Raw genomic sequence first — 13,737 nt, 5'->3', positions numbered from 1 at the left:
TCAGGGCAAATCAGACCCGCTCTATCGCCAGCGCCAAGCCTTGGCCGACCCCTACACACATAGTCGCCAGACCTTTTTTACCGCCGGTTTTTTCCAACTGGTGCAGGGCCGTCAGCACCAGCCGCGCACCGCTCATGCCCAGCGGATGGCCCAACGCGATGGCCCCGCCATTGGGGTTAACCTGTGGCGCATCATCCGCCAGCCCCAACTCACGCAACACGGCCAACCCCTGGCTGGCAAAGGCTTCATTGAGTTCGATGACATCAAAGTCACTGACCGCCAGGCCCAGACGCTCAACCAGTTTGCGCACCGCAGGCACCGGGCCAATGCCCATCACCCGTGGCGCAACACCGGCGCTGGCCATGCCCAACACCCGCGCGCGGGCAGTCAGGCCATGACGTTTGACCGCATCAGCCGAGGCCAGAATCAACGCCGCAGCCCCGTCGTTGACCCCCGAGGCATTGCCTGCGGTGACTGTTTTGTCCGAGCCGTTGACCGGTTTGAGTTTGCTCAGGGTGTCGAGGCTGGTGTCGGCACGCGGGTGTTCATCGCGCTCAACCACACTTTCGCCTTTTTTGTGGGCGATACGTACCGGCACAATCTCTTCAGCAAAATAGCCCGCCGCCTGTGCAGCCGCCGTGCGCTGCTGGCTGCGCAGGGCAAAGGCGTCCTGGTCGGCGCGAGAAATCTGGTAGTCATCGGCCACGTTATCGGCGGTTTGCGGCATCGCATCGACACCGTATTGAGCTTTCATCAACGGGTTGATGAAGCGCCAGCCAATGGTGGTGTCTTCCAGCTTCATGTTGCGCGAGAACGCGGCATCCGCCTTGCCCATCACAAACGGTGCCCGCGACATCGATTCAACGCCGCCGGCAATCGCCAGTTCCATTTCACCGCTGGCAATGGCACGGAACGCCGTGCCAATCGCGTCCATCCCCGAGGCACACAAACGATTGAGGGTGACACCGGGGATGCTCTCCGGCAGTCCGGCCAGCAACGCCGCCATGCGCGCAACGTTGCGGTTGTCTTCACCCGCCTGGTTGGCGCAGCCCAAAAACACTTCGTCGACTTCGTCCCATTTGACTGTGGGGTTGCGCTCGATCAGTGCCTTGATCGGCGTTGCCGCCAGATCATCCGCACGAACGGCCGACAAGCCCCCGCCAAAACGGCCAATGGGGGTACGAATCGCGTCACAGATAAACACTTCACGCATCACGCTTCTCCTGGTGCCTGACCGTGGGCCAGGGCCGTGCGCGCTTCCAGGTCACGCAAAGCGCTTAGCTCAACGTCGGTCGGCTCGGCGGTTTGCTCAACCTTGTCGGCAAAGCGAATCGCCCAGCCCGTTGCCGCCACGACTTGTTCACGCGTCACGCCGGGGTGCAGGGCGGTGACCACAAATTCGTTGGTCTGCGCTTCGGGTTCCATGATGCACAGGTCAGTGATGATCCCCACTGGCCCGGCGCCTGGCAGGCCCAAACGCTTGCGCGAGTCGCCACCTTCGCCGTGACCGACCGAGGTAATGAAGTCCAGTTTGTCGACGAACGAACGGGCTGATTGCTTGAGGATGATCAGCACGCTTTTGGCAGAACCGGCGATTTCAGGTGCACCACCGGCGCCCGGCAGGCGGACCTTTGGATGGTGATAGTCACCGACCACAGTCGTGTTGATATTGCCGAAGCGGTCTACCTGAGCGGCACCCAAAAAGCCGACATCAACCCGACCACCTTGCAACCAGTAGCGGAAAATCTCGCTGGTGGAGACGACCGTGTCAGCCGTTTCGGCCAGCTCACCGTCGCCAATCGACAGCGGCAGCACATTGGGCTTGGCGCCAATCGGGCCAGACTCGTAAATCAGCACCACATCCGGCGACGAGGTCAGGCGCGCCAGGTTCGCAGCCTTCGAAGGCAGGCCAATGCCGACAAAACACACCGAGCCATTTTTCAAACGGCGGGCGGCGGCAACGGTCATCATTTCGTTGGTGGAGTAAGCCATTATTTTGCCTCCGAAGCGCGGGCCAGCTTGGCCTGGAACTCACTGAAATTGGCGGTGCCGTGGATGTATTCGTTTATCCATGCGGTAAAGGTTTCGCGGTCACGGGCAATCGGGTCCCAGGCCTGATAGAAACGGTTATCACGCTCGGTGTAACCATGTGCGTAGGACGGATGCGCACCACCCGGCACGTGACACACGGCGCTCAATGCCCAGGTTGGCAGGACGCAGGCGTTCATCGGCGCCTGCAAGTCATCGACAATTTCTTCAACCGTCACGATGCAGCGCTTGGCGGCCAAGGCGGCCTCCTTTTGCACGCCCAAAATGCCCCACAACAGCACGTTGCCCTTGCGGTCAGCCTTTTGCGCGTGGATCACCGTGACGTCAGGGCGCACCGAAGGCACCGCCGCCAGCACTTCACCGGTAAACGGGCAGGTAACGGTCTTGATCAGCGGGTTGACCTTGGGCAAGTCGGAACCGGCATAGGCGCGCAGTACCGCAAATGGCAAGCCCGAAGCGCCCGCCACATAGGCATTGGCCAGGTCGGCGTGGCTGTGCTCTTCGATTTCCAGCGGTTGCGGCCACTGTTTTTCGACGGCATCGCGCAGACGGTGCAACGAACCAACACCAGGGTTGCCACCCCAGGAAAAAATCAACTTTCGTGCACAGCCGGCGCCGATCAATTGGTCGTAGATCAAGTCAGGCGTCATACGGACCAACGTCAGGTCTTTCTTGCCCTGACGAATAATTTCATGACCTGCTGCGGTCGGAATCAAGTGAGTGAAACCTTCGAGGGCGACCGTATCACCGTCATTCACAAACTGTTTCACGGCGTCGTGTAACGAAATGATTTCTGCCATGAGGGGTAGCTCCCGTTTCTTGTTGGCCACTGAATAGAAAACGGTGCGTCGAGCGGCACCGGACTGTCAGCAGGTTAAGCCGCCCTCCCAGCTCAAACAATCCGATAATCGACGATGTGTTCGGTAATCGAACACATAGTTAGCCTGCTTGGAATTGACCAAAACGCGGCTCAAAGGCTGCGATTTTTTAAGATCAAAAGATCGCGAGGCAAGCTCGCTCCTACAGGGTTCGTGTGATTAATGGTGAGGTCAGGTGAACAGCTGCGCACTCAGTTCGCGACTTGAACTGAGCATGATCGGCAAAAAGCGCTGCTCCAGCTCTGTACGTGACACGCGCCCGGCGTGGGTGCTGACGTTCAGGGCCGCCAGTACCTGGCCGGAAGCGTCGTACACGGGTACGGCAATCGAACGCAGTCCCTGTTCCAGCTCTTGGTCGACAACGCACCAGCCCTGCTCGCGGACTTTTTGCAAGCATTCAAGCAACGCCTCAGGGGTGTGCAGGGTTCGACTGGTTTTGGCCTGGAACTCAGCATGGCCCAGGTATTCGTTAAGGGTCACATCATCAAGGGCCGCCAGCAAAATACGCCCCATCGACGTGCAATACGCTGGCAAGCGGCCGCCCACCGAAAGGTCGACTGAAATCAGCCGTTGGGTGGTGGCCGAACGGGCGATGTAGAGGATGTCGTCACCTTCAAGGGTCGCCATGTTGCAGGCTTCGTGCAGTTGCTCGCTCATGCGGTCCAGATACGGCTGGGCCGAGACCGCCAGCGGCGTCGATGACAAATAGGCATGGCCGAGTGTCAACACTTTGGGCAGCAACGAATAGGTCCGGCCATCGGTGGTGGCATAGCCCAGTTTGATCAACGTATACAAGCAACGCCGTACAGCGGCGCGCGGGATCTCGGTTCGATGGCTGATCTGCGCAATCGTCAGGTGCCGTTTACGTTCCTGAAACGCCTGCACCACGGCCAGACCACGGGCCAGCGAGGCCATGAAGTCGGGGTCGCCGGTAAACGCCTGAATACGTTTGGCAGGTGACGCCACAATCGGTGGCGCCAGGCCAGTCACTGCATTGCGCAATTGCTCACTCATACCCCATCCCCCTGATGTCGCTTTTATTGTTATTACAGATCGGCCCCGGTAACAACAGACACACGGCAGATGCAATATTGGCCGATTATCGAACCGACGACCGATAATCGCAATATCCTCACCCTCCATCACGCATCACGCATCACGGATATGAATGCGACGTAGGCAACGCCTCATGATCCTGTGCGTTTAATAAAGTTCCATTGCCGTACTTTATAACTACAGACAACACCTGCGTCTGATTTCCATTAAGCTTTTTTTACCGGCTACACTGCGACAAACAGCCTTCCCCACTCATTGGAGTGCATTTTCCTTATATGCCCGGTCAATTAAGCTGACGGTAGCGCTCAACAACTTGACACTACATTTACCTTCCCCCGTATTAATAGTTCTAAAAAATGCCGAAAGCTGTTCATTCCCTGAATTTTTGCAACAAAGTTTGCACTTGGAAGTTGACGGACCTAAAGCGCTTCGGCGATAGTAGACGCCTTACTCAAGCCTTTATGGCCCGCAAGTAATTGAATGCACAGAGTCAAGCATTCCCGCCTTTTGGATCCAACCCGCTCGTTGAACTCAATAGGCCGAGAGGCTTAACTTCCAAGTGCGACCTGAATTGTCCACCCTCTGGGGTGAGCACTTAAGTGCGACAGCGCTCATGTGTTAATTAATGACGTTGCCGCGTGCACAGAGTGGTTGATTTAACCTTGACGGTGCTTATAGATATCCGTCTAAAGCTGACTCAAACGTCAGATGCATCAACCTCTCTTGCCGAGTGGTTCACCAGGTTTAATCTTTACTTAATTAGGTAGCACTGTGACGAAAGACGAACTGCGCGCAGAACTTGAGCGTCAGGAACAACGTTACAAGGATGTTTATGGCGGCGAAGTGACCACTTATGCCGCAAAGCCGGAGCCCGAGCGCAAGCCTTGGCGCAAACGTGCAAGCCTGCTGGATCAGGCGTTTTCTCAAGAAATTCAAAAAATTGAGAAAGAACTCAAAGCTGAAGAGTCGTGAATCACCACGGCTAAAATCTGTGTAAAAACGGCTACAACGCCTCCTGCCGCTGTATTGCTCGGAGGCTGACCTTTGTCCGACAAAAGGTCTGCCCAAGCCACCAAACTGTCTGATTACAGAAATTTCACACACTCAAATCAGACCGTCGCGTAGGCACAGGCCCTCCCCTCTGAAACGCTTATAGCCTTTGTTATCAGCGGCTTGGAGCTGTTTTTTGGCCTCTGTAAATCGGGGTGTCCTACCGCTTTTTTCATTTATAGATGTTACCGGCGAGCACCAAGTGCATCGATTACCAAGGTTTTCTGGCATAATCCGGCCCCCTTTATGACCGTGTCAGAAAACCTTCATGATCGATCTACTAAGCGGATTGGATGCCTGGGTTCTTATCAGCCTCTTCTTCGCCCTAGCCTTTGTTCTCGCCTTCGAGTTCATTAACGGCTTTCATGACACCGCGAACGCGGTAGCGACTGTCATCTACACCAAAGCCATGCCGCCTCACCTGGCGGTGTTCTTCTCCGGTGTATTCAACTTTCTGGGCGTTCTGCTGGGCGGAGTCGGGGTGGCATACGCCATCGTCCACTTGCTGCCGGTAGAGTTGCTGGTCAACGTGAACACCGGACATGGCCTGGCCATGGTGTTCTCGCTGCTGGCTGCAGCCATTACCTGGAACCTGGGTACGTGGTACTTCGGGATTCCGGCCTCCAGCTCCCACACCCTGATCGGCTCGATCCTCGGTGTCGGCCTGGCCAACGCCCTGATCAACGGCATCCCGGTGAGCGAAGGCGTTAACTGGCAGAAGGCTATCGAGATTGGCGCCTCATTGGTGTTCTCGCCACTGGCGGGCTTCATCATTGCCGGCCTCATGCTGGTCGGCCTGAAGTGGTGGCGTCCGAACTCCAAGATGCACAAGACCCCAGAAGAACGCCGCAAGCTGGATGATAAAAAGCATCCGCCGTTCTGGAACCGTCTGGTTTTGGTGATTTCTGCCATGACCGTGAGCTTCGTTCACGGCTCTAACGACGGTCAAAAAGGTATTGGCCTGATCATGCTGGTACTGATCGGTATCGTGCCGAGCGCCTTCGTTCTGGACTTGAACAGCAGCACTTACCAGATCGAGCGAACGCGGGACGCGACGCTGCACCTGAGCCAGTTCTATCAGCGTAACCACGAAAGCCTGAACGAATACCTGGCACTGGGCAAAAGCATTAAAAGCGACCTGCCGGGCAAGTTCAGCTGCAATCCGCAGCAAACCGAGCCAACCATTGCCGCTCTGCTGAGCTCACTCAAGGGCGTGACTGACTACCACTCCATGACCTCTGAGCAGCGCATCGAAATTCGTCGCTACCTGCTGTGCCTGGATGACACGGCGAAAAAAGTCAGCAAGCTGCCAGTGCTCGACGCCAGTGAAAAGGCGGATCTCGAAAAACTGCGTAAAGACCTGACCACCACCACTGAATACGCACCGTTCTGGGTGATTCTGGCTGTCGCGCTGGCCTTGGGCCTTGGCACCATGGTTGGCTGGAGACGTGTGGTTAAAACCATCGGCGAGAAGATCGGCAAACAAGGCATGACCTATGCCCAAGGCATGGCCGCTCAGATCACCACCACCATCGCGATTGGCCTGGCCAACGTGTTTGCCCTTCCGGTCTCGACCACGCACATCCTGTCTTCAGGCGTGGCGGGTACCATGGTTGCCAACAAAAGCGGCCTGCAAGGCAACACCATCAAGACCATCCTGATGGCCTGGGTGCTGACCCTGCCGGCCACTGTCGGGCTGTCTGCAGCACTGTTCTGGTTGGCGTCCATCGCCCTCAACTGATCCAGCGCCTGACAAAAAAGGTACGCCCCTCGCGGGGCGTACCTTTTTTTATGCGTTTATTTCAGGCAAAAAAATAGGCGACCGAAGTCGCCCAAAATGCCTTGCGTGCTCGTGTACCAGAAAGACCCGGCGCTACTTATTGCGCTTCTGGGAGTCTTTCCAGATAAAAAAACCCAGACCTGCGAAGAACAACACCATGAGACCGACCGTCACTACCCCTGCGATAACCACATTGTCGAGAAACATGACGGCCTCCTGCTCGTGTCTGTTTGTGTTGGAGCTAGATTAACCACACAGGCAGGCGCATACGTTGACCGGGATCAATAGTGATCGCGGCCCGACGAGGCTTGGAAAGAAAAGTTGACCCAGATCAGCTAAAACGCGGTAGATCAGCGCTTTTTAGGTTTCTTTTTCGGCTTTTTCTTGGCATTTTCCAAGGGCATTGCTTGCTCGAATGCCTGGCGCACTTCGTTCAGACGCTTCTCTTTAAGGTCATGCACGCGCTTGGCACGTTCTGCACCCAGGTCAACCAGATTGCTGTCTTGGCTCATAAAAATCAGGTCACTGTCAGAGGCTGTTGGCTAAAAGGGTTCAAGGGACAGCGCAATAATGCGTTGAGGCCGGACAACAGGCCAGAAAAAATCCAGTCATACCTCGATATCAATCCATAAACCCTGACGCTGCGTCCCATCGACCACGCCATCATCGGCAGGCTGATCCGCCTGGACTTCATCGGGCAGCGGCGGCTGCCCCTCATGCTGGCGTTTGTGTTGCTGACGCTGCTGCTCTTCGCGCAATAACAAGGCTGCCTGGTCAGCATCATGGTGTTTGAGGTTGACCGTGCTGTCCCCCGAACTGGCCTGGGCAGGCACCACCGCCGGGATTTCAGGTCGCGGGCGTACCGGGTCTTGTTGTGAGGTCACGGGGACAACGCTCAGCGGTAGAATCGGCGGCAGCATGATGGTGTGCTCCTGTTCTGCGTCCGGCTGAAAACCACTCATCGTAAAGCGCCATTGGCTTCTTTTGAGTAGAGCAGCTTTTTGTCAGAGTCCTTTGGACTGAGGACTCTGCTGCGTTAATATACTCGGCTTTTTCAAAGCGGGAGTCAGGCAGCATGGCGCAGCAGTATCAACCGGGGCAACGCTGGATTAGTGACAGCGAAGCTGAGCTAGGCTTAGGCACCGTTCTGGCACAGGACGGTCGCTTGCTGACCGTGCTCTATCCGGCCACTGGCGAAACCCGCCAATATTCGCTGCGTAACGCCCCACTGACGCGCGTGCGCTTCTCGCCGGGCGACACCATTATCCACTTTGAAGGCTGGAAGATGACCGTTCGCGAAGTCGATGACTCCAGCGGTCTGATGGTTTATCACGGTTTCAACGAACAAAACGAGCTGGTGACCCTGCCAGAAACGCAACTGTCGAACTTTATCCAGTTCCGTCTGGCCAGCGACCGTCTGTTCGCCGGGCAAATCGACCCGCTGTCGTGGTTCTCGCTGCGTTACCACACCCTTGAACACACTAGCCGCCAGTTGCAATCGCCGCTGTGGGGCTTGGGTGGCGTGCGTGCGCAACCTATCGCTCACCAACTGCACATTGCCCGTGAAGTGGCCGACCGTATCGCGCCGCGCGTATTGCTGGCTGACGAAGTGGGCCTGGGTAAAACCATCGAAGCGGGCCTGGTGATTCATCGCCAACTGCTCAGTGGCCGCGCCAGCCGTGTGCTGATCGTGGTCCCGGAAAACCTGCAACACCAGTGGCTGGTCGAAATGCGTCGCCGCTTCAACCTTGAAGTCGCACTGTTTGACGAAGAACGCTTCATTGAAAGCGATGCCGGTAACCCGTTTGAAGACTGCCAGTTGGCTTTGGTGGCTCTGGAATGGCTGGTTGACGACCCTAAAGCGCAAGCAGCCTTGTTCGACGCAGACTGGGACTTGCTGGTGGTCGACGAAGCTCACCACCTGGTGTGGCACGAAGATCAAGTCAGCCCTGAATACGGTCTGGTTGAGCAACTGGCCGGTGTGATCCCTGGCGTCTTGCTGCTGACCGCGACCCCGGAACAACTGGGTCAGGACAGCCACTTCGCACGTTTGCGCCTGCTCGATCCCAACCGTTTCCACGACTTGGCCGCCTTCCGCGCCGAGAGCGAGAACTATCGCCCGGTCGCTCAGGCGGTACAGGAACTGCTGGATAAAGGCCGCCTGTCCCCTGAAGCGCACACCACCATCCATAACTTCCTGGGTGCTGAAGGCGACTCGCTGCTCGCCGCAGTCAACGAAGGCGATACCGAAGCCAGCGCGCGTCTGGTTCGCGAACTGCTCGACCGTCATGGCACTGGCCGCGTTTTGTTCCGTAACACCCGCGCCGCGATCCAGGGCTTCCCCGAACGCAAACTGCATGCTTACCCGCTGCCGTGCCCGGACGAATACCTCGAACTGCCCATCGGTGATCACGCCGAGCTGTACCCGGAAGTCAGCTTCCAGGCCCAGCCGGACGCCAGCGATGAAGAGCGCTGGTGGCGCTTTGACCCTCGCGTAGAGTGGCTCACCGACACCCTGAAAATGCTCAAGCGCACCAAAGTGCTGGTGATCTGTGCCCACGCCGAAACCGCCATGGATCTGGAAGACGCCCTGCGCGTTCGCTCCGGCATTCCTGCCACGGTCTTCCACGAAGGCATGAATATTCTTGAGCGTGACCGCGCAGCCGCTTACTTCGCTGATGAAGAGTTCGGCGCACAAGTGCTGATCTGCTCGGAAATCGGCAGTGAAGGCCGCAACTTCCAGTTCGCCCATCACTTGGTGCTGTTCGACCTGCCGTCCCACCCGGACCTGCTGGAGCAGCGTATCGGCCGTCTGGACCGTATCGGCCAGAAGCACGTCATCGAACTGCACGTGCCGTACCTGGAAACCAGCCCGCAAGAGCGCCTGTTCCAGTGGTATCACGAGGCTTTAAACGCATTCCTCAACACGTGCCCGACCGGCAACGCCCTGCAACACCAGTTCGGCCCACGCCTGCTACCGTTGCTTGAAGAAACCGACGACACCCCGTGGCAAGCGCTGATCAACGAAGCCCGCAGCGAGCGCGAGCGTCTGGAGCAAGAACTGCACACCGGTCGTGACCGCCTGCTGGAGCTCAACTCCGGCGGGGCAGGTGAAGGCGAAGCCCTTGTAGAGGCGATTCTTGAGCAGGACGACCAGTTCACCCTGCCGATCTACATGGAAACCCTGTTCAATGCGTTCGGCATCGACAGTGAAGACCATTCCGAGAACGCCCTGATTCTCAAGCCGAGCGAGAAAATGCTCGACGCCAGCTTCCCGCTGGGTGACGACGAAGGCGTGACCATCACCTACGACCGCAACCAGGCGCTGTCGCGTGAGGACATGCAGTTCATCACCTGGGAACACCCGATGGTGCAAGGCGGCATGGATCTGGTGCTTTCGGGCTCGATGGGCAACACCGCCGTGGCACTGATCAAAAACAAGGCGCTCAAGCCCGGGACCGTTCTGCTCGAACTGATTTACGTCAGCGAAGCCGTTGCCCCGCGCTCCCTGCAACTGGGCCGCTACCTGCCGCCTGCTGCGCTGCGCTGCCTGCTCGATGCCAACGGCAACGACCTGTCCTCGCGCGTGGCCTTCGACACCCTGAATGAACAACTGGAAAGCGTGCCCCGTGCCAGCGCCAACAAGTTCATCCAGGCGCAGCGCGACAACCTGACGCCGAAAATCAATGCCGGCGAAGCCAAGGTTGCGCCACGTCATGCTGAACGTGTAGCCGAAGCGCAACGCCGCCTGGCAGCCGACACGGAAGAAGAACTGGCGCGCCTGACTGCGCTGCAAGCGGTCAATCCGACCGTACGTGATAGCGAGTTGGTTGCCTTGCGTAAACAACGCGAACAAGGGCTGGCCATGCTTGAAAAAGCCGCGCTGCGCCTTGAAGCGATTCGCGTGCTGGTCGCCGGCTAACCCCTGCATTCTGTAGGAGCGAGCTTGTCTCGCGATCTTTTGATCTTTAAAAGATCGCGAGGCAAGCTCGCTCCTACAGGTTTTCAACCGAAGTTCGCGATTAAAAACTAATTGTTTATTACGAAATGATTAGCATCATATCGCCATCACCCTCCCCCGCCTTATCCCAGCCTCTACACTGAAAGCACGTCAGCACCTGTTGACTGGCAAACCTGGACTCAGTGCCGAGGGCCGCAATGGAATGGTTCGAATGGCAGTTTCTCGGCGCACATGCTGAGCACAGCCTCCAGACACTGCACAGCAGCCATAACCTGTACCTGGTGTTTCTCGCCTGGCTGGTGGCCTGCGCCGCGAGCTTGGCTGCGCTGCATATGGGTGAACGTGCCGCCAATGCAGAAAAAGCCACGGCCAAAACGGTTTGGCGATGGCTGGGCGCAAGCTGCCTGGCAGGCGGTATCTGGGCCATGCACTTCATCAGCATGCTGGCCTTTGAGTCTTCGCTTGAAGTTCATTACAACCTGGGCATCACCATCGGCTCGCTGGTTATCATCTGGGTCAGCGCACTGATTGCCATGCACCTGCTCAATCAGCCCGGCCTTTCGCGCATACCCTTAATGCTCGCAGCGCTGATATTTGGCTTGGGTATCGGCGGCATGCATTACACCGGCATGACCGCCATGCACTCCAACAGCCAGCAACACTACGAATTCATCGGCGTTGCCCTTTCTTTAATCCTGGCTGTGGGTGCCAGTTATTGGGCCTTGCAGATGGCCATAGCCTTGCGCACTACCCACGGTATAGCCCATCAGTTTTTTAAATACGCCATCAGCCTCACCGCGGGCACCGCCATTCTATGCGTCCACTTTATTGGCATGTGGGCACTGCACACGCTATCGCCTGAGGGCGACATCAACCAGACCCACATTGAAACCAACCACTGGCAAGTCGCCCTGATGGTCGCCATGATCACGCTGCTGTTGATCGGCAGCAGCATCAGTGCCGCCTTGGTCGATAAAAAGCTGCAACAAAAAGAGCACGACCTGGCACGGGTCAATGCCCTGCTCAGCCAGCTTGATGAAGCCCGTATGTCATTGCAGCAAGTGGCGCATTACGACCCGCTGACCAACCTGATCAATCGGCGCGGATTCAACCAGATCTTTGCTGAAAAACTCGCTGACGCGGCCGCCAAAAACAGCAAACTGGCGGTGCTGTTTCTCGATATAGATCACTTTAAGCGGATCAATGACAGCCTTGGCCACGACGCAGGCGATGAGTTGCTCAAGACCATTGCCAATCAGATCAGAGGCGCCGCCCGCCATCACGGGGATGTGGTGGCGCGATTTGGCGGCGACGAGTTTTGTATTTTGATCGACATCCACGATCGCGACGAAGCCCAAAGCATGGCCAAGCGCATCATGCACACGCTCAAAGAGCCCATCGAGCTGACGGGCAGGCGCATGGTCATGACCACCAGCATTGGCATCAGCGTGTTCCCGGACGACGGCACCAGCAGCATTGAGCTGCTCAAGCACGCGGATCTGGCGCTCTATCAGTCCAAAGGCGGTGGTCGCAACAGCCTGAATTTTTTCAGCCCTAACCTGACCACACGCGCCTCACTCGAGCTGCAAATCGAAGAAGAACTGCGCCTGGCGCTGAATGAAGACACCGGGTTGCTACTGCACTACCAACCCATCATCGACCTTAAGCAAGGGCGAGTCGCCAAACTGGAGGCATTGATCCGCTGGCAGCACCCGGAGCATGGCTTGCTTGGCCCGGATCGTTTTATCAATATTGCTGAGGCCAACGGCCTGATTGCAGAACTGGATCATTGGGTGTTGCGCAGAGCCTGCACCGATCTGGCGACACTTTCACGGCTCGGCTGGCAGCAGCTTGGGGTTGCCGTCAACTGCTCGGCACTCAACCTGGTGCGCGAAGAACTGGCTGAAGACATTGAAAATGCGCTGTATTGCTCCGGTATTGCCCCGCATCGGCTGGAACTTGAAGTCACTGAAAACGCGCTGATGGGCAACATCAGCAACACCTCACAGCTGTTACGGCAGATACGCGCGCTGGGCGTGTCCTTGTCGATTGACGACTTTGGCACCGGCTACTCGTCCCTGGCCTATTTAAAGCGCCTGCCTCTTAATACCCTGAAAATTGATCGCTCGTTTATCCAGGACATCCAAACGTCCAGTCAGGACATGGAAATCGTTCAGGCAATTATCGTCATGGCCCACACGCTGCAACTGCAAGTGGTGACCGAAGGTGTCGAGACCATCCAGCAACTCGAGCTTTTAAGCCGCTATGGATGCGACTTTATCCAGGGTTATTTGATCAGCCGCCCTGTGCCGTTTGAAGCGCTGCCCGGCGTGCTGGAGCAACTCAATCAATCTCACCGCTTTGCATCGGGCTACTCGGCGCTTCAACTGTAGTAGCCCAATCGCTACCCATTTAGCAGCTACCCATTTAGCGAAATGCCACAGAACTGACTGTGGCGTTTCTCTACGGCAAGTGGCCACTATTGTGAAACCAGTTACTGGCCTACACACCACCTCGCCCAAATCGCCCCTCTATAAACGCTCATGTTTGGTGCGTTCGATTAAATTTGTGCCCTTTCCTGGACCATCACCCAAGGCGAAACCACCACGGCCCACAGCTCAGGATCTCGCGCATTAACGTCTAGCGCGTGCTCTGTAGTCATCTTTCCAAATACGCCAGAAGCCATCCAGGCCTTGATCTTCTCTGCTTCATCCTGAGTCACGGCTATGGCCGCGTCGATCAAGTCGAGTGCGGGGTCAACCCACAACAAATCACCTTTGGCGAAGAATGGCAGCAACACCTTCCATTCAATTGTTGAGGTCTCACCAAGCAGCTTGGCATAGAGGGTGCTAGGTTCTTGATTCATGGGATTCACCAGGTAAAAAAATCGGCGCAATGATAGCGCCGCGCACCCGGTAGAAAAACCCAAACAGAGGTATGGAAACGAGGAAAGAGTGAAGCGC

At 57.0% G+C, this 13,737-nt stretch carries 12 protein-coding genes; 4 read left to right on the top strand and 8 right to left on the bottom strand.

From position 1 onward, the window contains the following. Positions 1–10: 10 nt before the first annotated feature. The 4 genes from pcaF to pcaR form a co-directional block, all read right to left on the bottom strand. Positions 11–1,216: a 3-oxoadipyl-CoA thiolase gene (gene pcaF, locus ACJJU9_RS05495; RefSeq protein ID WP_323370653.1), complete on the bottom strand. Its 1,206-nt coding sequence runs from the start codon at positions 1,214–1,216 to the stop codon at positions 11–13. Beyond that, on the bottom strand, positions 1,213–1,995 hold the full coding sequence (locus ACJJU9_RS05490; RefSeq protein WP_173430589.1) for a CoA-transferase subunit beta: 783 nt from the start codon (positions 1,993–1,995) through the stop codon (positions 1,213–1,215). Before ACJJU9_RS05490 ends, pcaF begins: the two co-directional genes overlap by 4 nt. Then, positions 1,992–2,849: a CoA transferase subunit A gene (locus ACJJU9_RS05485; protein ID WP_048369484.1), complete on the bottom strand. Its 858-nt coding sequence runs from the start codon at positions 2,847–2,849 to the stop codon at positions 1,992–1,994. The genes ACJJU9_RS05490 and ACJJU9_RS05485 overlap by 4 nt, the downstream gene beginning before the upstream one ends. A 249-nt stretch (positions 2,850–3,098) precedes the next feature. Beyond that, on the bottom strand, positions 3,099–3,941 hold the full coding sequence (gene pcaR, locus ACJJU9_RS05480; protein ID WP_314918581.1) for a pca regulon transcriptional regulator PcaR: 843 nt from the start codon (positions 3,939–3,941) through the stop codon (positions 3,099–3,101). Positions 3,942–4,754: 813 nt separating this feature from the next. On the opposite strand from pcaR, the gene ACJJU9_RS05475 reads away from it, so the two are divergent. Then, positions 4,755–4,955, top strand: coding sequence for a hypothetical protein (locus tag ACJJU9_RS05475; RefSeq protein ID WP_048369479.1), 201 nt, complete (start codon positions 4,755–4,757; stop codon positions 4,953–4,955). Between the two features lie 346 nt (positions 4,956–5,301). Continuing rightward, a complete protein-coding gene (locus ACJJU9_RS05470) occupies positions 5,302–6,774 on the top strand; it encodes an inorganic phosphate transporter (RefSeq protein WP_048369477.1) in 1,473 nt (490 codons plus the stop codon). Between the two features lie 132 nt (positions 6,775–6,906). Here the strand turns inward: ACJJU9_RS05470 and ccoM are convergent, their stop codons facing one another. The 3 genes from ccoM to ACJJU9_RS05455 form a co-directional block, all read right to left on the bottom strand. Then, on the bottom strand, positions 6,907–7,020 hold the full coding sequence (gene ccoM, locus ACJJU9_RS05465) for a cytochrome c oxidase subunit CcoM (RefSeq protein ID WP_048386544.1): 114 nt from the start codon (positions 7,018–7,020) through the stop codon (positions 6,907–6,909). A 143-nt stretch (positions 7,021–7,163) separates the two neighbouring features. Further along, entirely contained in the window at positions 7,164–7,325 is a 162-nt protein-coding gene (locus tag ACJJU9_RS05460; RefSeq protein WP_088500389.1) for a hypothetical protein, read from the bottom strand. 96 nt (positions 7,326–7,421) lie between these two features. Beyond that, positions 7,422–7,733: an aspartate-semialdehyde dehydrogenase gene (locus tag ACJJU9_RS05455; RefSeq protein ID WP_153332398.1), complete on the bottom strand. Its 312-nt coding sequence runs from the start codon at positions 7,731–7,733 to the stop codon at positions 7,422–7,424. Between the two features lie 155 nt (positions 7,734–7,888). Here ACJJU9_RS05455 and rapA point away from each other — a divergent pair, with 155 nt between their 5' ends. Next, positions 7,889–10,735 (top strand): RNA polymerase-associated protein RapA, encoded by a 2,847-nt coding sequence (gene rapA, locus ACJJU9_RS05450; protein ID WP_153329562.1) that lies wholly within the window; start codon positions 7,889–7,891, stop codon positions 10,733–10,735. A gap of 236 nt (positions 10,736–10,971) precedes the next feature. Beyond that, positions 10,972–13,167, top strand: coding sequence for a putative bifunctional diguanylate cyclase/phosphodiesterase (locus ACJJU9_RS05445; protein WP_407730217.1), 2,196 nt, complete (start codon positions 10,972–10,974; stop codon positions 13,165–13,167). A gap of 167 nt (positions 13,168–13,334) precedes the next feature. On the opposite strand, the gene ACJJU9_RS05440 is transcribed toward ACJJU9_RS05445, so the two are convergent. Further along, positions 13,335–13,640 carry a DUF2288 domain-containing protein gene (locus ACJJU9_RS05440; RefSeq protein ID WP_048369860.1) on the bottom strand — a complete coding sequence of 102 codons (306 nt, stop codon included), beginning with the start codon at positions 13,638–13,640 and terminating at the stop codon, positions 13,335–13,337. Positions 13,641–13,737: the final 97 nt, after the last annotated feature.

Origin of the sequence: Pseudomonas helleri, from assembly GCF_045830615.1 — a bacterium.
GTDB lineage: Bacteria > Pseudomonadota > Gammaproteobacteria > Pseudomonadales > Pseudomonadaceae > Aquipseudomonas > Aquipseudomonas helleri.
This window is presented reverse-complemented; position numbering and strand designations above follow the sequence as displayed.

Coding starts and splice junctions, on each gene's coding strand:
- ACJJU9_RS05485 (WP_048369484.1), bottom strand. CDS start 2,849: ATGGCAGAAATCATTTCGTTACACGACGCCGTGAAACAGTTTGTGAAT.
- pcaR (WP_314918581.1), bottom strand. CDS start 3,941: ATGAGTGAGCAATTGCGCAATGCAGTGACTGGCCTGGCGCCACCGATT.
- ACJJU9_RS05470 (WP_048369477.1), top strand. CDS start 5,302: ATGATCGATCTACTAAGCGGATTGGATGCCTGGGTTCTTATCAGCCTC.
- ccoM (WP_048386544.1), bottom strand. CDS start 7,020: ATGTTTCTCGACAATGTGGTTATCGCAGGGGTAGTGACGGTCGGTCTC.
- ACJJU9_RS05460 (WP_088500389.1), bottom strand. CDS start 7,325: ATGAGCCAAGACAGCAATCTGGTTGACCTGGGTGCAGAACGTGCCAAG.
- ACJJU9_RS05455 (WP_153332398.1), bottom strand. CDS start 7,733: ATGCTGCCGCCGATTCTACCGCTGAGCGTTGTCCCCGTGACCTCACAA.
- rapA (WP_153329562.1), top strand. CDS start 7,889: ATGGCGCAGCAGTATCAACCGGGGCAACGCTGGATTAGTGACAGCGAA.
- ACJJU9_RS05445 (WP_407730217.1), top strand. CDS start 10,972: ATGGAATGGTTCGAATGGCAGTTTCTCGGCGCACATGCTGAGCACAGC.
- ACJJU9_RS05440 (WP_048369860.1), bottom strand. CDS start 13,640: ATGAATCAAGAACCTAGCACCCTCTATGCCAAGCTGCTTGGTGAGACC.